This window comes from Curtobacterium sp. NPDC090223 (genome assembly GCF_044746585.1).
Classification (GTDB): Bacteria; Actinomycetota; Actinomycetes; order Actinomycetales; family Microbacteriaceae; genus Curtobacterium.
In genome coordinates, this window is sequence record NZ_JBIVCN010000001.1 from 156,594 (window position 1) to 178,245 (window position 21,652).

The 21,652-nt window shown below is 70.4% G+C and carries 17 protein-coding genes; 12 read left to right on the top strand and 5 right to left on the bottom strand.

Features of this window, described 5'->3' with window-relative positions; translation table 11 throughout:
• Nucleotides 1-68: 68 nt before the first annotated feature.
• On the bottom strand, nucleotides 69-1,493 hold the full coding sequence (locus ACIPJY_RS00705) for an MDR family MFS transporter (protein ID WP_400460604.1): 1,425 nt from the start codon (nucleotides 1,491-1,493) through the stop codon (nucleotides 69-71).
• Between the two features lie 62 nt (nucleotides 1,494-1,555).
• On the opposite strand from ACIPJY_RS00705, the gene ACIPJY_RS00710 reads away from it, so the two are divergent.
• The 3 genes from ACIPJY_RS00710 (at nucleotide 1,556) to ACIPJY_RS00720 (ending at nucleotide 6,555) form a co-directional block, all read left to right on the top strand.
• Nucleotides 1,556-2,134 carry a TetR/AcrR family transcriptional regulator gene (locus ACIPJY_RS00710; RefSeq protein WP_400460603.1) on the top strand — a complete coding sequence of 193 codons (579 nt, stop codon included), beginning with the start codon at nucleotides 1,556-1,558 and terminating at the stop codon, nucleotides 2,132-2,134.
• A gap of 131 nt (nucleotides 2,135-2,265) precedes the next feature.
• The gene (gene dnaE, locus ACIPJY_RS00715; RefSeq protein WP_400460899.1) at nucleotides 2,266-5,748 is read left to right on the top strand and encodes a DNA polymerase III subunit alpha; all 3,483 of its coding nucleotides are present in this window, start codon (nucleotides 2,266-2,268) and stop codon (nucleotides 5,746-5,748) included.
• 15 nt (nucleotides 5,749-5,763) lie between these two features.
• Entirely contained in the window at nucleotides 5,764-6,555 is a 792-nt protein-coding gene (locus ACIPJY_RS00720) for a hypothetical protein (protein WP_400460601.1), read from the top strand.
• A gap of 162 nt (nucleotides 6,556-6,717) precedes the next feature.
• Here the strand turns inward: ACIPJY_RS00720 and ACIPJY_RS00725 are convergent, their stop codons facing one another.
• Nucleotides 6,718-7,461 (bottom strand): phosphotransferase enzyme family protein, encoded by a 744-nt coding sequence (locus tag ACIPJY_RS00725; protein ID WP_400460600.1) that lies wholly within the window; start codon nucleotides 7,459-7,461, stop codon nucleotides 6,718-6,720.
• 74 nt (nucleotides 7,462-7,535) lie between these two features.
• Here ACIPJY_RS00725 and hisD point away from each other — a divergent pair, with 74 nt between their 5' ends.
• The 3 genes from hisD to ACIPJY_RS00740 are packed head-to-tail and all read left to right on the top strand — an operon-like array spanning nucleotide 7,536 to nucleotide 10,408.
• Complete coding sequence (hisD, locus tag ACIPJY_RS00730) at nucleotides 7,536-8,843, top strand: histidinol dehydrogenase (protein ID WP_400460599.1); 1,308 nt, start codon at nucleotides 7,536-7,538, stop codon at nucleotides 8,841-8,843.
• A 12-nt stretch (nucleotides 8,844-8,855) separates the two neighbouring features.
• A complete protein-coding gene (nrdR, locus tag ACIPJY_RS00735) occupies nucleotides 8,856-9,335 on the top strand; it encodes a transcriptional regulator NrdR (RefSeq protein ID WP_400460597.1) in 480 nt (159 codons plus the stop codon).
• A complete protein-coding gene (locus ACIPJY_RS00740) occupies nucleotides 9,332-10,408 on the top strand; it encodes a quinone-dependent dihydroorotate dehydrogenase (protein WP_400460595.1) in 1,077 nt (358 codons plus the stop codon). Before nrdR ends, ACIPJY_RS00740 begins: the two co-directional genes overlap by 4 nt.
• A gap of 423 nt (nucleotides 10,409-10,831) precedes the next feature.
• Here the strand turns inward: ACIPJY_RS00740 and ACIPJY_RS00745 are convergent, their stop codons facing one another.
• Nucleotides 10,832-11,404 (bottom strand): DUF3043 domain-containing protein, encoded by a 573-nt coding sequence (locus ACIPJY_RS00745; RefSeq protein WP_400460593.1) that lies wholly within the window; start codon nucleotides 11,402-11,404, stop codon nucleotides 10,832-10,834.
• A gap of 71 nt (nucleotides 11,405-11,475) precedes the next feature.
• Between ACIPJY_RS00745 and ACIPJY_RS00750 the strand changes: the two genes are divergently transcribed.
• The 6 genes from ACIPJY_RS00750 (at nucleotide 11,476) to ACIPJY_RS00775 (ending at nucleotide 18,379) form a co-directional block, all read left to right on the top strand.
• Nucleotides 11,476-12,933, top strand: a complete 1,458-nt coding sequence (locus ACIPJY_RS00750; RefSeq protein WP_400460591.1) for a dipeptidase — start codon at nucleotides 11,476-11,478, stop codon at nucleotides 12,931-12,933.
• Nucleotides 12,934-13,052: 119 nt separating this feature from the next.
• Nucleotides 13,053-13,439, top strand: a complete 387-nt coding sequence (locus ACIPJY_RS00755; RefSeq protein WP_123653108.1) for an iron-sulfur cluster assembly accessory protein — start codon at nucleotides 13,053-13,055, stop codon at nucleotides 13,437-13,439.
• Nucleotides 13,440-13,738: 299 nt separating this feature from the next.
• Nucleotides 13,739-14,638 carry a cytochrome c oxidase subunit II gene (gene coxB / locus ACIPJY_RS00760; RefSeq protein ID WP_400460589.1) on the top strand — a complete coding sequence of 300 codons (900 nt, stop codon included), beginning with the start codon at nucleotides 13,739-13,741 and terminating at the stop codon, nucleotides 14,636-14,638.
• 11 nt (nucleotides 14,639-14,649) lie between these two features.
• Complete coding sequence (gene ctaD, locus ACIPJY_RS00765; RefSeq protein WP_243698341.1) at nucleotides 14,650-16,386, top strand: cytochrome c oxidase subunit I; 1,737 nt, start codon at nucleotides 14,650-14,652, stop codon at nucleotides 16,384-16,386.
• Nucleotides 16,387-16,390: 4 nt separating this feature from the next.
• Nucleotides 16,391-16,810: a cytochrome c oxidase subunit 4 gene (locus ACIPJY_RS00770; RefSeq protein WP_400460587.1), complete on the top strand. Its 420-nt coding sequence runs from the start codon at nucleotides 16,391-16,393 to the stop codon at nucleotides 16,808-16,810.
• 195 nt (nucleotides 16,811-17,005) lie between these two features.
• On the top strand, nucleotides 17,006-18,379 hold the full coding sequence (locus tag ACIPJY_RS00775) for a glucose-6-phosphate dehydrogenase (RefSeq protein ID WP_400460585.1): 1,374 nt from the start codon (nucleotides 17,006-17,008) through the stop codon (nucleotides 18,377-18,379).
• Nucleotides 18,380-18,574: 195 nt separating this feature from the next.
• Here the strand turns inward: ACIPJY_RS00775 and ACIPJY_RS00780 are convergent, their stop codons facing one another.
• Together ACIPJY_RS00780 and ACIPJY_RS00785 are read right to left on the bottom strand one after the other, a co-directional pair.
• The gene (locus ACIPJY_RS00780; RefSeq protein WP_400460584.1) at nucleotides 18,575-20,446 is read right to left on the bottom strand and encodes a glycoside hydrolase family 15 protein; all 1,872 of its coding nucleotides are present in this window, start codon (nucleotides 20,444-20,446) and stop codon (nucleotides 18,575-18,577) included.
• An 81-nt stretch (nucleotides 20,447-20,527) separates the two neighbouring features.
• Entirely contained in the window at nucleotides 20,528-21,577 is a 1,050-nt protein-coding gene (locus tag ACIPJY_RS00785) for an App1 family protein (protein WP_400460582.1), read from the bottom strand.
• Nucleotides 21,578-21,652 lie beyond the last annotated feature (75 nt).

The following is a 21,652-nucleotide window of genomic DNA, read 5'->3' on the forward strand; positions in this document are numbered from 1 at the left end:
GCGGTGCCGGGCGGCCGACGCTGCCCGCGCCCCGGCGCCGGCTCACCCGACCGCGCCCCGGCGCCGGCTCACTTGACCGCGCTGGCCGTCGGCTGCCGCACCGGTGTCGGCGCGGACGGTGCGGTGTCGCCGCCGGCCGCCTGACGACCGGGCAGCAGCAGCGCCAGCACCGTCGCGAAGCCGGTGATGCCGATCGCCCACCAGAACGCCTGCTGGAACGCCCCCGCCGCGTCGCCGCCGGCGGCCGCGCTCGCGAGGACCACGGCGAGGACCGCGGTGCCGAACGCCCCGCCGAGTTGCTGAGCGAGCCGGGTGATGGTACTCGCGTGCGGCATGTCCGGGCGGTCGAGCCCGACGAAGCCCACCGACATGATCGGGATCATCACGGCACCGAGGCCGAGTCCGCGGACGACCAGCACGAGCGCGATCCACCAATGGTTCGTGTCGCCGTCCGCGACGGCGAAGGGGATCGTGGCGACGAGGACGACCGCGAACCCGACGACCGCGACGACCCGTGCGCCGATCCGGTCGGTCAGACGGCCGGCGAGCGAGCGGCTGAGCAGCGAGCCGACGCCCTGCGGGATGAGCAGCAGTCCGGCGCCGAGGGCGTCCGTGCCGCGGAGCTCCTGGAAGGACAGGGGCAGGAGCAGCATGCCGCCGTAGAGGGCGGCGCCCATCAGGAACATCAGGGTCGCGGCTGCGGCGAGGGGCCGGTGTCGGAGCAGCGCCAGGTCGACGAGCGCCGCGCTCCGCCGTCGGGTCGCCCAGAGCACGAACGCGACCATGAGCACGACCCCGGCGCCGAGGGGAGCCCAGACGTCGAACCGCGCGAAGCCGTCCGTCCGGCTGGCGTTGCTCAGACCGAAGAGGACGCCGACCACGGCGGGGGAGAGCAGCACCAGGCCGACGACGTCGAGCCGGGCGGTGCCGACCGGACCGTCCGCGGGCATGAACAGCCGTGCCAGGACGAGTCCGGCGACCGCGAACGGCACGTTCACCCAGAACAGCCACTGCCAGTCGGCGGCGCCGAGGATCAGTCCGCCGATCACCGGCCCGAGGATCGGCCCGAGTGCCGTGGGCAGCGAGGCGACCGACATGAGCTTGCCGATGTTCCGTCCACCTGCCGCCTGCATCAGCAGCGTGGTCAGGAGCGGCATCATCGCGCCGCCACCGATGCCCTGCGCGACCCGGAACGCGATCAGGCTCGTGGCGTCCCACGCGAGCGAGCACAGGACGCTGCCGACGAGGAACACCACCAGTGCGGCCATCCAGAGCCGGCGTCCGCCGATGCGGTTCTGCAGCCACCCGACGATCGGGACGGTGACCCCCATCGCCAGCAGGTAGCCGGTGCTCACCCACTGGATGGTGTCGACGCTCGTGTGCAGGTCGCGACTCAGGGTGTGCAGCGCGACGCTGACGATCGTCGAGTCGAACAGCGGTGCCATCGCGCCGACGATCAGCGCGACGGCCAGTCTGGTCAGGTTCTTGTCCATGGTGGAGATACGCTCCCGTTTCTTGTTGGCGTCACCGTACTGCGGCGCGTTAAGATACGCAAGTGGATCTTGCGAAGACCAGGCGGCGCGGCGCGGAACTCGAGTCGGCACTGCTCGACGCCGCGTGGCAGGAGCTCGAGCGGAACGGGTACGCGTCGCTGACCTACGAGGCGGTCGCCGCCCGCGCGGAGACCTCGAAGCCCGTGCTCTACCGCCGCTGGCCCACGAAGGTCGACCTCGTCCTGGCGGCGCTCCAGCACGCCGGGCTCTTCGAGCGCCGAGCCGTGCCGGACACCGGGACCCTGCGGGGCGACATGCTCGCGGCGCTCCGGGACTTCAACGAGTCGCGGTCCGGGTTCATCACCGTGATCAGCCTCTACCTGTCGAGCATCAACGCGGACACCGGACTGTCACCGGCCGACCTCCGTGCACGCCTGCTCGGCGACCGGTCGAGCGTCGGCCGGGTCTTCCTCGAGCGCGCCGTCGCGCGGGGCGAGGTCCCCGCCCGGGACTGGCCGGAGGGCCTGACCACGCTGCCGTCCGACCTGATGCGGCACGACCTCGTGATGACGCTCAAGCGCGTGCCGGACGACCGGGTGCTGGAGATCGTCGACGACATCTGGTTGCCGCTGGTGCGGTGAGGGAGCGGCGCGGCGTGTCTGTCCGCGGTCGCGGTTAGGCTGTTCGAGTCCCGCAGCAGCTCGTACGAACCGGAGGTTCCGTGGCGGATTCCGACTCCTTCGTCCACCTGCACGTGCACAGCGAGTACTCGATGCTCGACGGCGCGGCCAGGCTCAACGACCTCGTGGCGGAGACCGCCGCGCAGGGCATGCCGGCCGTGGCGGTGACGGACCACGGCAACATGTTCGGCGCGTTCGAGTTCTGGAAGGCCGCCAAGGCCGGCGGCGTCAAGCCGATCATCGGCACAGAGGCCTACATCACGCCGGGGACCCACCGTTCCGACAAGACCCGTGTGCGCTGGGGCGACGGCGGCGGCGACGACGTCTCCGGTGCGGGGTCGTACACGCACATGACGATGTTCGCCGAGAACACCGCGGGCATGCACAACCTGTTCCGGCTCTCGTCGAAGGCCTCGCTCGAGGGCTACTACTTCAAGCCCCGCATGGACCGGGAGCTCCTCAGCGAGTACCACGACGGCATCATCGCGACGACGGGCTGCCCCTCGGGAGAGGTCCAGACGCGCCTGCGCCTCGGCCAGTACGACGAGGCGATCAAGGCCGCGGCGGACTTCCGTGACATCTTCGGCAAGGAGAACTACTTCGCCGAGATCATGGACCACGGCCTCGAGATCGAGCGCCGGATCATGACGGACCTGATCCGCCTCGCGAAGGACCTCGGCCTGCCGCTCGTCGGCACCAACGACCTGCACTACACGCACTCCCACGACGCCAAGTCGCACGCCGCACTGCTCTGCGTGCAGTCCGGCTCCACGCTGAACGACCCGAACCGCTTCAAGTTCGACGCCGACGAGTTCTACCTGAAGACCCCGCAGCAGATGCGCCACGTCTTCCGGGACAACCTCGAAGCGTGCGACAACACCCTGCTCATCGCCGAGCGGTGCAACGTCGAGTTCGACACCGCGGCGAACTACATGCCGAAGTTCCCGGTGCCCGAGGGCGAGACCGAGCACTCCTGGTTCGAGAAAGAGGTCGCGAAGGGGCTCGAGTACCGGTACCCGGGCGGCATCCCGGCAGAGGTCCAGGAGCGCGCCGACTACGAGGTCGGCATCATCAACCAGATGAACTTCCCGGGGTACTTCCTGGTGGTCGCCGACTTCATCAACTGGTCCAAGGACAACGGCATCCGCGTCGGCCCCGGTCGTGGTTCCGGTGCCGGCTCGATGGTGGCGTACGCGATGCGCATCACCGACCTCGACCCGATCCGGCACGGCCTGATCTTCGAGCGCTTCCTCAACCCGGACCGCGTCTCGATGCCCGACTTCGACGTCGACTTCGACGACCGGCGCCGCGGTGAGGCGATCAAGTACGTCACCGAGAAGTACGGGTCGGAGCGCGTGGCGCAGATCGTCACGTACGGCACGATCAAGGCGAAGCAGGCGCTCAAGGACTCCTCGCGCGTCCTCGGCTTCCCGTTCGGCATGGGCGAGAAGCTCACGAAGGCGATGCCGCCGCCCGTGATGGGCAAGGACATCCCGCTCACCGGGATCTTCGACAAGGAGCACCCGCGCTTCAAGGAGGCCGTCGACGTCCGCACCGTGGTCGAGACCGACCCCGAGGCCAAGACGGTGTTCGACACCGCCCTCGGACTCGAGGGCCTGAAGCGGCAGTGGGGCGTGCACGCCGCCGGCGTGATCATGTCCAGCGACCCGCTGATCGACATCATCCCGATCATGAAGCGGGAGCAGGACGGCCAGATCGTCACGCAGTTCGACTACCCCGCGTCGGAGTCGCTCGGCCTGATCAAGATGGACTTCCTGGGGCTCCGCAACCTCACGATCATCAGTGACGCCCTCGACAACATCAAGAGCAACCGCGGCATCGAGCTCGACCTCGAGACGATGGGCTTGGAGGACCCCGAGGCCTACGCGCTCCTGCAGCGCGGCGACACCCTCGGCGTGTTCCAGCTCGACGGCGGCCCGATGCGCGGCCTGCTGCGCCTGATGAAGCCGGACAACTTCGAGGACATCTCCGCGCTCATCGCCCTGTACCGTCCGGGCCCCATGGGTGCGAACTCGCACACGAACTACGCGCTCCGCAAGAACGGCGAGCAGGCGATCACACCGATCCACCCGGAGCTCGAAGAGCCCCTCAAGGACATCATCGGCACGACCTACGGCCTGATCATCTACCAGGAGCAGGTCATGGCCATCGCGCAGAAGGTGGCCGGGTTCTCGCTCGGTCAGGCGGACATCCTCCGTCGCGCGATGGGCAAGAAGAAGAAGTCGGAGCTGGACAAGCAGTACGCCGGCTTCGAGAAGGGCATGCTCGACAACGGCTACTCGGCCGCTGCGATCAAGACCCTGTGGGACATCCTGCTGCCGTTCTCCGACTACGCGTTCAACAAGGCGCACTCCGCCGCGTACGGCGTGGTCTCGTTCTGGACGGCGTACCTCAAGGCGCACTACCCGGCCGAGTACATGGCGGCGCTGCTGACCTCCGTCGGTGACGCCCGGGACAAGCTCGCGCTGTACCTCAACGAGTGCCGCCGGATGGGCATCAAGGTGATGCCGCCGGACGTCAACGAGTCGATCGGCTTCTTCGCCGCCGTCGGGGACGACATCCGCTTCGGCATGGGCGCCATCCGGAACGTCGGCTTCAACGTCGTCGACGACATCGTCAAGGCCCGCACCGAGAAGGGCGCGTTCGAGTCCTTCCACGACTTCCTCCGGAAGATCCCGATCTCCTCCGCCAACAAGCGGACCGTGGAGTCGCTCATCAAGGCGGGCGCCTTCGACGAGTTCGGTGACAGCCGGCGTGCGCTCGTGGAGATCCACGAGGGCGCGGTCGAAGCCGCGGTGAAGGTCAAGCGCGACGAGGTCCACGGCAACGTCGGCTTCGACTTCGACTCCCTGTTCGCCGAGGTCGCCGAGGAACAGCCGTCGCTGGCGGTCGTCTCGCAGGTGCCGGAGCGTCCGGAGTGGTCCAAGCGCGACAAGCTGGCGTTCGAGCGCGACATGCTCGGGCTCTACGTCTCCGACCACCCGCTCGCCGGGCTCGAGATCGAACTCGCGAAGCACCAGTCGATCACCATCGCCGACCTCATCGGTGCCGACGACTCGGTCGAGGGCGAGACCGTCACGGTCGCCGGCCTGCTGACGAGCGTGCAGCACCGTGTCGCGAAGACGTCGGGCAACCCGTACGGCATCGTCCAGATCGAGGACTTCGGCGGCGAGATCGGCGTGATGTTCCTCGGCAAGACGTACCAGGAGTTCGGGCCGTCGCTCGTGGCGGACTCGATCGTGGTGCTCCGCGGCCGGGTCAACGTCCGCGACGACGGCAAGGCGCTGCACGCGGTGAGCATGTTCCAGCCGGCACTCGGCGACGTGATGGGCTCCGGTCCGCTCACGCTCTCGGTGCCGGAACGGCAGGCCACCACCGAGACCGTGACCGAGCTGGCCGCGGTGCTCGGCCGGCACACGGGGGACACCGAGGTGCGGCTCCGGCTGCTCAAGGACGACGTGGCCCGCACGTTCGAGCTGCCGTTCCCGGTGAACCTGACGCCCGACCTGTTCGGCGAGCTGAAGAGCCTGCTCGGCCCGCGCTGCCTGGTGTAGCGACCGCCTCCGGAGATGACCGACCCCGACGGCCCGGACGCCGCCACACTGGCGGCGTTCGGCGTCGCCGGGCTGCCGCTCGCGCGGCTGTCCGGCGGCCGCGGACGCACCTGGCTCGCCGGGGACGTGGTGCTGCGGCCGCACGACGGCGCCGTGGTGACCGACTGGCGTGCCGAGGTCCTCGCGTCACTGGAACACACGTCGGCGTTCCGGACGCCCCGGCCCCTCACGACCATCGACGGCAGCTGGCGCTCCGGCTCCTGGGAGGCCTGGCAGTGGCTGCCCGGCCACGCCGACGAGACCCGGGTCGCCGACGTCATCCGCGCCGGCACCGCCTTCCACCGGGCGATCGCCCACCTCGACCGTCCGGCCTTCCTCGACGACGAGGACGACGACGACGGCTGGAGCCGGGCCGACCGGATGGCCTGGGGAGAGGCCGAGCTCCCGCAGGACCCGACCCTCGACCGGCTCGCCACGGCGTTCCGCCCCGTCGGCGCACCCGCACAGCTCGTCCACGGCGACCTGCTCGGCAACGTGCTGTTCGCCGACGGGCAGCCGCCCACCGTCATCGACTGGCCGCCGTACTGGCGTCCCGCCGGGTTCGGTACGGCCGTCGCCGCGGTCGACGCCGTGTGCTGGCACGGCGTCCCGGTCACGGCGCTCGGTGCGCTCGGGGACGGCACCGCCGACTGGCGGCAGCTGCTCGTCCGCGCGTTGACGTTCCGGATCGCCACCCTGCACCTGCACGGCGCGTGGGACGCGACGAGCGTCGCGACGCACCGTCCGGTGGTCGACGCGCTGGTCTGACGGACAGGAGGCCCGGTGCGGGCCCGGCACGAGCCTCCCGTCCGGTGCTGGCTCACCCGATGGCGGCCCCGAACCCACGAGACGCCGCCGAAGCGGCGAGACGCCGCCGGATCCGGCGGCGTCTCGCCGCATTGCAGGCGTCTTCGCCTGATCACGCGCTCCTCAGCGACGTGACGGGCCTGCTGCACTCGCTCGGAGTCGCTCGGTGACGAGGAGCTTCGCCGACCACCGGTCCGGCCATCCCGCGGCCACCCACGAGGCCTGCGGCTCGTGGCCCGCACGCCCGAGCCACACGACCTCGTCGATCGCGCGCTGCTGGCGTGCGAGGACCGCGTCGACGACCTCGATCGGGCCGTCCCACCGGTAGCCATCGAGGAAGGCGTCGATGCGTGCCCGGCGGTCCACCTCGGGTCCGAGCCCGCGCTGGCGGAGCTGCTGCACGTCGTCGTCGAACGGCGCGAACCACTCCAGGGCGTAGGCGACGTCGCTGATCGGTTCGGCCGGACGCGCGACGTCCCAGTCGAACAGCCCGACCGCGCGGCCGTCGCGCCACGCCGTGTTCCGCGGCTGCGGGTCACCGTGGCATACGACCGAGCCGCCCTCGGCCGGGACGGCCCACTCCGCCCACGCCGGCGGCGTCCAACGCCGGGTCGCATCGTGCACCCGCCGGAGGAGCGCCCCGGCCGACGCGACCGCCGCGGTCGTCGTCTGGTGCGGCCAGGCCGCGTCGCCGCCGTCGCCCGGGACGAGCCGGACGAACTCGTGGTGCTCGTCGACGGCGAGCGGTTCCGGGACCGGGAGCCCCGCGTCGTGGAGATGCCGGAGCAGGGCGTGCACGGTCGGGGTCCAGGGCTTCCGGGGGCGACGGACGACGTCGCCGTCCACCTCGACCTCGCGCGCCGTCATGCCTGCACGCTACGCGACGACCGCGGCGCCACGTGACGGGCGGTCGCCGCCGCCCTCGGTACGCTGGACGCCTCATGATGCAGCGAATCGACCTCCGCGGTGGGCTCCCGGCCCGCGCCGAACTCCTCCGACTCATGCCGCGTGCCGCCGGGGACGTCTCGCACGCGGTCGACGCCGCCCGGGTACTCGTCGAGGACGTCCGCGCTCGCGGGGCCGAAGCGCTGCAGGAGCAGGCCGAACGGTTCGACGGGGGAGCGCCCGCGAACGTCCGGGTCCCGGCAGCGGAGATCGCCGCGGCCGTCGCCGGCCTGACGCCCGAGCTCCGCGATGCCCTGGACGAAGCGATCCGCCGGGTCCGTGCCGCGAGCGCCGCCCAGGTCCCGCCGGCGTCGGTGACGACGCTGGGCGACGGCGCCGAGGTCCACCAGCGCTGGCAGCCGATGCGCCGGGTCGGGCTCTACGTCCCCGGCGGCAAGGCCGTGTACCCGTCGAGCGTCGTGATGAACGTCGTCCCCGCGCAGGTCGCCGGCGTCGGGTCGATCGCACTGGTGTCCCCGCCGCAGCGCGACCACGGCGGTGCGGTGCACCCGACGATCCTGGCGGCCGCGGGACTCCTCGGCATCGACGAGGTCTACGCGATGGGCGGTGCCGGGGCGATCGGTGCGCTGGCGTACGGGGTGCCGTCGATCGGGCTGGAGCCCGTCGACCTGGTCACTGGACCGGGGAACAACTACGTCGCCGCGGCGAAGCGGCTCGTGCGCGGGGTGGTCGGCATCGATGCCGAGGCCGGTGCGACGGAGATCCTCGTGATCGCCGACGACACCGCCGACCCCGCGTTCGTCGCCGCCGACCTCATCAGCCAGGCCGAGCACGACGAGCAGGCCGGCAGTGTGCTGGTGACGACGTCGGCGACGTTCGCCGATGCGGTGGAAGCCGCGATCCCAGGACAGACGGCCGTGCTCGGGACTGCCGTGCGCCTCCAGGCCGCCCTGGACGGACCGCAGTCCGCCGTCGTCCTCGTCGACTCGCTCGCCGACGCGGCGACCGTCAGCAACGCGTACGGGCCGGAGCACCTCGAGATCCAGACCGCGGACGACGACGCGGTGCTCGCGGACATCGCCGCCGCGGGAGCCGTGTTCGTCGGGCCGAGCACCCCGGTGAGCCTCGGCGACTACCTGGCCGGCTCGAACCACGTCCTGCCGACCGGCGGTCAGGCGCGCTTCGGCTCCGGGCTCTCCGCGTCGACGTTCCTGCGCCCGCAGCAGGTGATCCGCTACACGGCGACGGCACTGGCCGAGGTCGCCCCGCACATCGTCGCGCTCGCGACCGAGGAACAGCTCCCCGCACACGGGGCCGCCGTGACGGAGCGCGTGACCCGATAGCCTGGGGGCGACATGTTCTGCCCCTTCTGCCGCCACCCGGACTCCCGCGTCGTCGACTCCCGCACGAGCGACGACGGCACCTCCATCCGTCGACGCCGCCAGTGCCCGAACTGCGGACGGCGTTTCTCGACCACCGAGACGGCGTCGCTCAACGTCGTCAAGCGCAACGGGGTGCTCGAACCGTTCTCGCGGGAGAAGATCATCTCCGGCGTGCGGAAGGCCTGCCAGGGACGTCCGGTGACGGACTCCGACCTCGCGGTGCTCGCACAGCGGGTCGAGGAGATCGTGCGGTCCTCCGGGGCCAGCCAGATCGAGGCGAACGACATCGGGCTGGCGATCCTGGACCCGCTGCGCGAGCTCGACGAGGTCGCGTACCTGCGCTACGCCAGCGTCTACCAGGCCTTCGACTCGCTCGAGGACTTCGAGTCCGCCATCGGGCAGCTGCGGATCGACCACCACGGCGCCGGCCCGGCGTCCGGGGCGTCCGCGTGAGCGGCATCGCCGAACGACTCGTCCGCGGCGGGTACGCCGTCGTCTTCCGGTCCGTCTTCGCGAACATGGACCCGGAGCGCGCTCACCACGTCGCGTTCGCCGTCATCCGGTGGCTGCCGCACGTGCCGTTCCTGTCCGGCGTCGTCGAGCGGTACTCCCGCCCGGCCGCGGCCGACGGCGTCACCACGATGGGCATCCACTTCCCCTCCCGCTTCGGGCTCGCCGCCGGGTTCGACAAGGACGCCCGCGGCATCGCCGGACTCGGGCTGCTCGGCTTCGGGCACGTCGAGGTCGGCACGATCACCGCGAAGCCGCAGCCCGGCAACCCGAAGCCCCGGCTCTTCCGGCTCATCCCCGACCGGGCGCTGATCAACCGGATGGGCTTCAACAACCGCGGTGCCGCGGCCGCCGCCCGCCGGCTCGAACGCGCTCGGCGGAACCCCGGCCGCCCGGTCATCGGCGTGAACATCGGCAAGAGCCGCGTGGTCGACGTCGCCGACGCGGTCGAGGACTACCTCGAGTCGACCCGGCTGCTCGCGCCGTTCGCGGACTACCTCGCGGTGAACGTCAGCTCGCCGAACACCCCCGGCCTCCGCGGCCTGCAGGAGCTCGACCAGCTCCGCCCGCTGCTGTCCGCCGTGAAGGGCGGCGCTGGCCGCGTCCCCGTGCTCGTGAAGATCGCGCCGGACCTCACCGACGAGCAGATCGACGCGATCGCCGGGCTGGCGGTGGACCTCGGTCTCGCCGGGGTCATCGCGAACAACACCACGATCGACCGCTCCGGGCTCGTGACCCCGGCCGACGCGGTCGCGGAGATGGGCGCCGGCGGGCTCTCCGGTGCGCCGCTGGCCGGTCGCTCGCTCGACGTGCTCCGGCGTGTGCGGGCTGCCGTGCCGTCGGACTTCTGCGTGATCGCGGTCGGGGGCGTCACCTCCGAGGCCGACGTCCAGGCCCGCATCGACGCCGGCGCGACCCTGGTGCAGGGGTACACCGCGTTCCTCTACGAGGGGCCCACCTGGGCCACCCGCATCAACCGGCTGCGCCGCCGCCGCTTGCGGCGCGCCGCGCGCTGACGCGCGGGCGCGCCGCGGGCGCGCCGCGGGCGCGCCGCGGGCGCGCGCGACGCGGGCGTCCGACCGCGTCCGTCGAGATGCCGTAATTACTGCATCTCACCCAGCCGGACGGGCGAGACGCGGAACCTCGACGGCTGTTGCGCGGCGAGTCGCGGCACCGGCGTGACCCGTCGCCGGCCTGGAGGCTGGTGACGGGGCGGCACCGAGCCTCCCGTCCGGTGTGTGCCCGGGGTGGCGCCGCCATGCCCCCGAGACACCGCCATGTCCCCGAGACGCCGCCGAAAGCGGCGGCGTCTCGGGGACATGGGGGCGCCACGCGCGGATGCGGGCGCCGCCGCGCGCGGCCGCCGGCCCGCCACCCGCCCCCCGCACGACGAAGCGCCGCCGGCCAGGGGCCGACGGCGCTTCGCGCAGAGCAGGAAGTCAGGCGGGGTACTGCCCGCGCTTGACCTGGGGCTTCGGCAGGCGCAGGAACCGCAGCTGCCACGCCCGGGTCAGGATGTACAAGAACGTGCCCTTCTGGAACACGCCGAACTTCGCGGTGAGCTTCTTGCGGAGCACGACCCAGAGCACCACGCAGTCGAGGATGAACAGCGCCACGAACGCCCACACGAGCAGCAGCGCGTACGAGGCAGCCGCGGTCTGGGACGCCACGAACCCGACGATCAGGAAGACGACCAGGACCGGCATCATCACCTCGCCCACGTTCCAGCGGGCGTCGATGTAGTCGCGGACGAACTTGCGCTGCTCGCCCTTGTCCTTCGCGGGGAGGTAGCGCTCCTCGCCGTTGGCCATGCCGACCCGGGCCTTCTCACGCTCGTTGGTGAGACGTGCGCGGGCGGCCTTCTTGTCGACGGGGGAGTTGCCGACGAGCGGGCGGCGGTTGGCTGCCTCGCGCTCACGGCGCGACGGCGTCGGACGACCCTTACCGTGTTCGAGCAGTTCCTCTTCCGAGGGGTTGACTGTCGTGTTGGTCTTCGGTGCTGCCTTCGCCACGGTGATTCCTGCTGTCGGTGAGCGGTGCACCGAGGAGCGCCCCGGTGCCGGTGTCCTCTAGATTACCGGGCATGACCGACACCGCACAGTCCGCACCCGCGACCGACCCCCGGCTCCTCGACGCCCTCCGCGAACAGGTGCAGGGCGACCTGCCCCGGACGATCGCCGATCTCTCCGCGCTGGTGCGGATCCCGTCGGTGTCGTGGTCGGCGTTCGACGCGACGAACGTGCGGCGGAGCGCGGAGGCCGTCGCGGAGCTCGCGCGCGACACCGGCGTGTTCGAGGACGTCCGGATCGTCCGCAGCGCGGTGACGGGCGACACGCCCGCCGGTGCAGCGGACGCCGACGGCGCGCAGCACGACGGCGTCGAGCTCGGCCAGCCCGCGATCCTCGCCGTCCGCCCGGCCCGCAACGGCAAGCCGACCGTGATGCTCTACGCCCACCACGACGTCCAGCCGCAGGGCGACGACGCGCTCTGGGAGACCCCGCCGTTCGAGCCGACGCTCCGCGGTGACCGCCTGTACGGCCGCGGCGCCTCGGACGACAAGGCCGGCGTGATGACCCACATCGCCTCGCTCCGGGCGCTGCACGCGCAGTTCGGCGACGACCTCGACCTCGGCATCGTCCTCTTCGTGGAGGGCGAGGAGGAGTTCGGCTCCCGCTCGTTCCGGACGTTCCTCCGCGAGCAGAAGGAGCACCTCGCCGCCGACGTGATCGTGGTCGCCGACAGTGACAACTGGTCGACCGAGGTCCCGGCGATCACGGTCTCCCTGCGCGGCAACGTCACGTTCAAGCTGACCCTCACGACGCTCGAGCACGCCAGCCACAGCGGCATGTTCGGGGGAGCGGCCCCGGACGCGATGCTCCCGATGGTGCGGCTCCTCGCCTCGCTGCACGACGACGCCGGCTCGGTCGCGGTCGAGGGCCTCACCGCGTACGACGCGCCGGTCCCCGCCCGCACCGAGGCCGAGCTCGCCGCCGACGCCGCCCTGGTGCCCGGCGCGACGCCCGTCGGCACGGGGGACGTGCTCTCCCGGATGTGGTTTCAGCCCTCGATCACCGTCACGGGGATGGACGTCCCGAGTGTCGCGAACGCCTCGAACACGCTGCTGCCGACCGTGTCCGCACGGGTCTCGGTCCGGGTCGCGCCCGGCCAGTCGGCAACGGACGCGTACGCCGCCGTCGAGCGGCACATCACCGCGCACACCCCGTTCGGCGCCCGCTTCGAGATCAGCGAGCCGGACGCCGGCGACGGGTTCCTCGTCGACACCAGCGGCTGGGCCGTCCGTGAAGCGCGGACGGCGATGGCCGAGGGATGGGGGACCGCCCCCGTCGAGCAGGGCATCGGTGGCTCGATCCCGTTCGTGTCCGACCTGGCCGCGGAGTTCCCGGAGGCGCAGATCCTGGTGACCGGCGTCGAGGACCCGGACACCCGTGCGCACAGCCCGAACGAGTCGCAGCACCTCGGTGTGCTGCACCGTGCGATCGCCTCCGAGGCGATCCTGCTGGCTCGCCTCGCGACGCGCTGACGACATGACCAGCCTGGAGGCCCGGTGCACGTTCTCCACATCGGCTCACGTCCGTCGGTGGGCGTGCTTACAATCGGACCAGGCGCGGTGAACCGCACCGCTGCGAGAGGGAGGCGCCCATGAGCGACACCATCACGAACGAAGCCGTCGTCACGGACGTGGCTGCAACGGCGACGCCGTCGCACGGCGTCCTGCTCAGTGACGCCGCCGCCGGCAAGGTCGCGAGCCTCCTCGAGCAAGAAGGGCGTGACGACCTCCGTCTGCGCCTCGCCGTCCAGCCCGGTGGCTGCTCGGGCCTGATCTACCAGCTGTACTTCGACGAGCGCCTGCTCGACGGGGACACCACGGCGGAGTTCGACGGGGTCGAGGTCGTCGTCGACAAGATGAGCGTGCCGTACCTCGACGGCGCGACGATCGACTTCGAGGACACGATCCAGAAGCAGGGCTTCACGATCGACAACCCGAACGCCCAGGGCAGCTGCGCCTGCGGAGACAGCTTCCACTGACCCGCAGCCACACCCACGCGAACGCGAGTGGGGAGCGACCGACACGGCCGCTCCCCACTCGCGTTTCCGCGTGCCGGACTTCTCGCACTCCGCGACACCCTTGGTTGACCAGGGAAAACCGCTGTCCCTCGGCCGCAGTTCGGGCTCCGGGGTGTGTCGCGTGTGCACGGGGCGTCGCCAGCTGCGAGTAAGCTAGGAGTGTCCCAACCAAGCTGGGAGCCAGCCATGGGTCACCTCTGTGACCCGACGTCGGTCTCGACGGGCTGAGCCCACGGCTTCAGTCTTTCCGAGAGGTAACAGTGCGTTCGAATCGCCGTATACGTTGGGCGGCCGTCCCGGTGGCCGTCGGTCTGGTCATCGCACTGGCTGGCTGCTCGCAGCAGCAGCTCAACGGATGGCTCCCCGGCACCGATGAGACGAAGGACGTCACGAACCACACGAGCCGCATCGTCGGCCTGTGGACCACCAGCTGGGTCGTGCTCCTCGCCGTCGGTCTGATCGTGTGGGGCCTGATCATCTGGGCAGCGATCGTCTACCGCCGTCGCAAGGGCCAGACCGGCCTGCCGGTGCAGATGCGCTACAACATGCCGCTCGAGATCTTCTACACGATCGTGCCGCTGATCCTCGTGCTGGGCTTCTTCGCCTTCACCGCGAAGGACCAGGCCGCGATCGAGAAGCCCTTCGCGCAGCCGGACACCACGGTGCACGTCTACGGCAAGCGCTGGGCGTGGGACTTCAACTACATCGACCAGAACGACCCGTCGAAGAGCGTCTACTACCAGGGCATCCAGGCCCAGGAAGAAGAGAACGCGAACGGCGCGATCGACGAGTCGCAGCTCCCGACCCTCTACCTGCCCGTCGGCAAGAAGGTCAAGATCGAGCTCGACTCCCGCGACGTGGACCACTCCTTCTGGATCATCGACTTCCTCTACAAGAAGGACATGCTCCCGGGGAAGACGAACTACGAGTACTTCATCCCGCAGAAGGAAGGCACCTACCAGGGCAAGTGCGCCGAGCTCTGCGGTGAGTACCACTCCCTGATGCTCTTCCAGGTGAAGGTCGTGTCGCCCGCGAAGTACCAGGCGTACCTCGACACGCTCAAGGACCAGGGCAAGGTGGGCCTGCTCGGCGACGAGTACAACACCAACACGAACCAGCCTGACAACAAGGCGCCCGTCACGGCGTCAGACGACAAGTAGGGGCTCGCCAGATGACAACGTCATTCGTCGGCCAACCGACTGCCACCTCGACGCCGGACTTCCAGGCGTCGAAGGTCGGTCGGAAGGGCAACATCATCGTCCGGTGGATCACCTCCACGGACCACAAGACGATCGGGTACATGTACCTGATCACGTCGTTCCTGTACTTCCTGCTCGCCGGCGTGATGGCCCTGGTCATCCGCGCACAGCTCTTCGAGCCCGGGCTGCAGCTCGTGGCCACGAAGGAGCAGTACAACCAGCTCTTCACGATGCACGGCACGATCATGCTGCTGCTCTTCGCGACGCCGCTGTTCTCGGGCTTCGCGAACGCCATCATGCCGCTGCAGATCGGTGCCCCGGACGTCGCCTTCCCGCGACTCAACGGGTTCGCCTTCTGGCTGTACTTCTTCGGTGGCCTCATCGCCGTCGGTGGCTTCCTCACCCCGCAGGGTGCCGCGTCGTTCGGCTGGTTCGCCTACGCGCCACTCAGTGACACGACGTTCACACCAGGCCTCGGCGGCACCCTCTGGGTGTTCGGCCTCGGTCTGACGGGCTTCTCGACGATCCTCGGCGCGGTGAACTTCATCACGACGATCATCACGATGCGTGCCCCGGGCATGACGATGTTCCGCATGTCGATCTTCACGTGGAACACCCTCGTGACGTCGCTGCTCGTGCTGATGGCCTTCCCGGTCCTCGCCGCCGCGCTCTTCGGCCTCGGTCTCGACCGTGTGTTCGACGCCCAGATCTTCAACCCGGCGAACGGCGGGGCACTGCTCTGGCAGCACCTCTTCTGGTTCTTCGGCCACCCCGAGGTCTACATCATCGCGCTGCCGTTCTTCGGCATCGTCTCCGAGGTCTTCCCGGTCTTCAGCCGCAAGCCGATCTTCGGGTACAAGACCCTGGTCTACGCGACCATCGCCATCGCGGCCCTCTCGGTCACGGTGTGGGCGCACCACATGTACGTCACCGGTTCGGTGCTGCTGCCGTGGTTCTCGCTCATGACGATGCTCATCGCGGTCCCGACCGGCGTGAAGATCTTCAACTGGGTCGGCACGATGTGGCGCGGCTCGGTGACCTTCGAGACCCCGATCCTCTGGGCGATCGGCTTCCTGATCACCTTCACGTTCGGTGGTCTGACGGGTGTCATCCTGGCCTCCCCGCCGCTCGACTTCCACGTGTCGGACTCGTACTTCGTCGTCGCGCACTTCCACTACGTGGTCTTCGGCACCGTCGTGTTCGCGATGTTCTCCGGCTTCTACTTCTGGTGGCCGAAGTGGACGGGGCGCATGCTCAACGAGCGCCTCGGCAAGATCCACTTCTGGCTCCTGTTCATCGGCTTCCACACGACGTTCCTCATCCAGCACTGGCTGGGCGTCATCGGCATGCCGCGTCGGTACGCGACGTACCTGCCGAACGACGGCTTCACCTGGATGAACCAGCTGTCGACCATCGGCGCGATGATCCTCGGCATCTCGTTCCTGCCGTTCATCTTCAACGTCTACGTCACCGCGCGGAACGCCCCGAAGGTGGCCGTGAACGACCCGTGGGGCTACGGACGCTCGCTCGAGTGGGCGACCTCCTGCCCGCCGCCGCGGCACAACTTCACGTCGATCCCGCGCATCCGTTCGGAGTCCCCGGCATTCGACCTGAACCACCCCGAAGCGGGTGTGCCGATCGGTGTGGGTCCCGCCAAGGACGCTCCCGATGCCCCGACCTACGACGCCGCGAAGGGCGAGGTGAAGTAAGGCGATGCGCGCCAACGTCAACCTGTTCTGGATCCTCTTCGGGTTCTTCATCCTCGCGGACGCCGCGTACACGATCTGGTTCGCCCTCGCCCACGACGGCAAGTGGGAGCCGGTCGGCACGGTCGGCATCGGCCTGGTCGGCATCATGTCCGCGTTCATCGCGTTCTACCTCGGCCGTGTCCTCTCCGCTCAGGGCGGGGACCTGCCGGAAGACCGCCAGGACGCCAACATCGAGGACGGCGACGCCGAGCTCGGGCACTTCAGCCCGTGGTCGTGGTGGCCCATCCTCCTCGCCGGCGCCGTGGCGATCACCTTCCTCGGTGTCGCGGCCGGTCTCTGGATCGTCCCGATCGGCCTCGTGTTCATCACGGTCACGCTGGTCGGCTGGGTCTTCGAGTACTACCGCGGCAACTTCGGTCACTGATGGCTGCAGCACTGCGATCGCACTGACCCGCACCTGACGCGCTTCGGGCGGCACCTCCACCGGTGCCGCCCGAACTGCGTCCAGACGACCTTCCCGGACACGGCGCGCGCGAGCGTTCCTGCCAGGGGAATCATCCGGCCCGTGTACGGCTTGAGCCATGCGGACCCCACCACCACGCGAAAGGAGTCACCTCCGGTGACCGACAAGCGCACCCTCATCATCTTCGGCGCGACGGGCGACCTCGCCTCCCGCCTCCTCCTGCCGGGCCTCGGCACGTTCCTGCAGAGCGGCCGCGCCGTTCCCGTGCAGCTGATCGGCACGGGTCGCAGCGAGCGTTCCCCCGAGCAGTGGAAGGACATCGTCACGAAGTCCTTCGCCACGCAGGACGTCAAGGGCCCGGAGGTCGACGCGACCATCGAGTCGACCCAGTTCATCCAGGGCGACCCGACCGACCCGAAGCACCTCGAGGCGCTGCTCGCCGCCGCCGAGAACGAGCCGATCCTCTACTTCGCGCTCCCGCCGCAGATCGCGTCGGACATCTGCGAGGCGCTCGAGCACGTCGAGCTCCCCGAGGGCACCACGCTCGCGTTCGAGAAGCCGTTCGGCACCGACGTGGCCAGCGCCAAGGCCCTGAACGAGACCGTGTTGAAGCTCGTCCCGGAAGAGCGCGTGCACCGCACCGACCACTTCCTCGGTCGCACGACGGTCCTGAACATCATCGGTCTGCGCTTCGCGAACCGCCTGTTCGAGCCGATCTGGAACGCGGAGAACATCGAGAAGGTCGACATCTTCTACGACGAGACCCTCGGCCTCGAGAACCGCGCGCAGTACTACGACGAGGCCGGTGCGATGGTCGACATGATCCAGTCGCACCTGCTCCAGATCCTCGGGCTCGTCACGATGGACGCCCCGGCCGCGATCGACGCCGTCGAGTTCCGCTCCTCGCTCGCCCGTGCACTCCGGTCCACGCAGCTGAAGGGCGACGACGCGAAGATCGCCTCGCGTCGCGCTGTGTACACGGCCGGCACCATCGACGGCAAGGACCTGCCGTCGTACCAGGACGAGGACGGCGTCGAGCCCTCCCGCAGGACCGAGACGCTCGCCGAGATCTCGGTCGAGGTCGACACGGCCCGCTGGAAGGGCGTCCCCTTCACGCTCCGCTCCGGCAAGGCACTCGGTGCCAGCCGCAAGGAGGTCCTGATCACCTTCAAGCCGGTGCCGCGTCTGCCCTCCGGCCTCAGCGGTCGCCCGAAGACGGACACGCTCCGCATCGTCCTCAACCCGGACGAGATCGAGCTGACCGTGTCGGCGAACGGTGGCGGCAACCCGTTCGAGATGGGCCAGGTCACCCTGTCCTCGTCGTTCAGCGACGGCGAGCTCACCCCCTACGGTGAGGTCCTCAACGGCATCTTCCACGACGACCCGCTGCTCTCGATCCGCGGCGACGTCGCGGAGCGCTGCTGGGAGATCGTGGAGCCGGTCGTCGCCGCCTGGAAGGCGAACGACGTCCCGCTCGAGGAGTACCGCGCCGGGTCGCGTGGTCCGGCCGACTGGGAGTCCTCGTCCTGACGCGCGCGGTCCCGGGGACCTGACGGACGGGAGGCCCGGTGCCAGCTGGCACCGGGCCTCCCGTCCTTCTTTCCCATCACGGCCGCGGTGGGATGTCGGAACGCGCGTGGGTGGTCGGGAGTTCCGACTGCCCACGCGCGTTCCGACTGTCCTGGGCCCGCGTCAGGCGGGCGCACCCGCGCTGCCTGGGCTGCGTCAGGCGGGCGCGCCTGCGCGCTCGCCCTCCCCGGTCCACGAGCGGGTGCCGCCGTCGCGCTGCGGGATGCGCGTGCGGTGCCCGGACGCCTTGCCGCGCGCCCGGTTGATCGCGTCCGCCGCGGCGACCAGGGTGAGGTGCGAGAGCGCCTGCGGGGTGTTGCCGACGTGGTGGCCGGTCGCGACGTCGACCTCCTCCGAGAGCATCCCGACGTCGTTCGCGTAGCCGACGAGCACGTCCATGAGTCGTTCGGCGTCCTCGATGCGGCCCGAGGCGGCGTACTGCTCGACGAGCCAGAACGAGCACGCCAGGAACGGGTGCTCGCTCCCGCTGAGCCCGTCGAACCCGGCCGCGGTGCGGTAGCGCAGCACCAGGCCGTCCGAGCCGACGCGCAGATCGTGCTCGATCGCCGCGACGGTGCCGAGCATCCGCGGGTCGTCGGCCCGGCAGAAGCCGATCTGGGGGAGTACGAGCAGGCTCGCGTCGACCTCGTCGGTGTCGTAGTGCTGCCGGAAGGTGCCGCGGGCGGCGTCGAACCCGTGCTCGTCGATCTCGGCACGGACCGCGTCCCGGAGCGTCCGCCAGCGGTCGACGGGTCCTTCGAGCCCGAACTCCTCCACCGCGGCGACCCCGCGGTCGAACGCGGCCCAGATCATCGCGCGGGAGTGCGTGAAGCGGCGGCGGGGCCCGCGCATCTCCCAGATGCCGTTGTCGGGCTCCTGCCAGTGCTCCTCGACGAAGCCGAGCAGAGCCCGCTGGAGTGCCCAGGAGTCGGCGTTCTCCTCCACCCCGAGCTCACGGGCGTCGTGGAGTGCCGCGAGCACCTCGCCGAAGACGTCGCCCTGGTACTGCGTGTACGCGCCGTTGCCGATGCGCACCGGCTTCGAACCGGCGTACCCGGCGAGGTGGTCGAGCTCCCACTCCGGCAGCTCGCGCTCCCCGGCGATGCCGTACATGATCTGCACGTCGGCGGGGTCGCCGGCGATCGCGCGGAGGAGCCAGCCGCGCCAGTGCTTCGCTTCGTCCTGGTACCCGTGCGCGATGAGCGAAGCGAGGGCCAGGGACGCGTCGCGGAGCCAGACGTAGCGGTAGTCCCAGTTGCGTTCACCGCCCGGGTCCTCGGGGAGGCTCGTGGTCGCGGCGGCGACCACCCCGCCGGTCTCCGCGTGGGTCATGGCGCGGAGGAACAGCAGCGACTGCCGGGTCTCGGCGGCGTACCGGCCGTCGACCCGGGTCTTGCCGGTCCACGCGTGCCACCAGTCCTTCGTGTGCGCGAGCGCGTCGTCGACGTCGAGCGGCTCCGGCGGTTCCCGGTGCGAGGGGTACCAGGTGAGCACGGTGTCCAGGACGTCGCCGTCGCGGACGGTGGCGACGGCGAGGTGCCGGTGGTCGTCGGCGTGGAAGCGGATGCCGCGGACGATCACGGACCCGGGGCCGGCGGTCGCCAGGAGCGCGGGGTCGTCGTCGTCACCGATCTGCCGGACCCAGGGCAGCGCGCGTGCGTAGTCGAAGCGGATGCGCAGGGTCTGCCGCATCTCGACCGCGCCCCGGAGCCCGCGGACCCTCCGGACGATCGTGGCGCGGTGCGCGTCGATCGGCATGAACTCGGTGACCTCGACGACGCCGGAGTCCGTGGTCCAGACGGTCGTCAGGACCAGGGTGTCGGTGTCGTACCGGCGCTCGGCGGTGGCGTGCTGGTCGGACGGGCGGAGCGACCAGTGTCCGGCGTGCTCGTCACCGAGCAGTGCGGCGAACGTGGACGGCGCGTCGAACCGCGGCAGGCACGCCCAGTCGATGGTGCCGGCCCGGTCCACGAGGGCCGCCGTGTAGCAGTCCCCGATGATCGCGTGGTCTTCGATGCGCTGTGCCATGACCCGATCGAACCACTGCGTACCGATGTTCCACCGGCGTCATGACGGTCCGGCTGATGGTCCGTACAGTCGCGGCCCCGGTCAGTCGAGGTCGGCGAGCCCGATCCGGCCGAGTTCGGTCCAGAGGCCGGCGCCGTCGGGCGCGTAGACCCAGGGGGCCGTCGACTCCTTCGAGCGCTCCTGCGCCCGCGAACGGCCACCGGCGAGCACGGCCTCACTGGTGGAGAGCTGGCGGATCGCGACCCCGGCGACGTTCTCCGGGTGCTCCCGCGCGAAGTCGCCGTAGAGGGTCTCGTCGTGCTGCCCGTCGTCGCCGACCAGGAGCCACTGCACGTCCGGGAAGTCCCGGGCGAGGCGCCGCAGGTTCTCGTGCTTGTGCATCTGCCCGCTGCGGAAGAAGCGGTCGTGCGTCGGGCCCCAGTCGGTGAGGAGCAGGGTGCCGGACGGGTACATGTTCCGCGTCAGGAACCGCTGCAGCGTCGGCGCGACGTTCCAGGCGCCGGTGGACAGGTACACGGTGGGCGCGCCGGGGTGCTGCGCGAGCACGCGCTCGTACAGCACCGACATCCCGGGGACGGGGCGCCGGCCGTGCTCGGTGAGCACGAAGGAGTTCCACGCGGCGAGCATCGGCCGGGGGAGCGACGTCACCATCACGGTGTCGTCGATGTCGGAGAGCAGCCCGAACCGGGTGTCCGGGTGCACGATGAAGACGTCCGCCTCGACGTCGCGCTGCCCGCCGGCCGACAGACGGATCGTCTGCCATCCCGGTTCGAGGTCGATCGGCACGATCGTGTCGACGACGCCACCGCGGTCGGACTGCACCGTGTGGGTGGTCCCACCGGCGGTGATCGTCACCTCGGCGTGGTCGACGGCGACGCTGGTGAAGGTCTTCCAGCCGCGGACGCCCTCGAACGAGGCGTCCGACGCCAGGCCGCGGCGGGTGAGCAGCACGCGGCAGAGGACCCGGATCCAGCCCGGTGCGCCGTAGCCCGTGTACGGGATGACGGTGGGGACGAGACCGCGGCGTCGGGCACGCTGTTCGCGGAACTCCTGCACGGCGTCCTCGATGCGGGCTGCCCGGTGCAGGATCGGCTCGGCCAGCGACGGCTCGTGTGACGTCGGGTCGGGCATCGCCCCATCATCCCACGCGTGGGACGCCAGATGTCCACGGCGGCGGAAGACACCCCGAGAATCGCAGCGATGTTC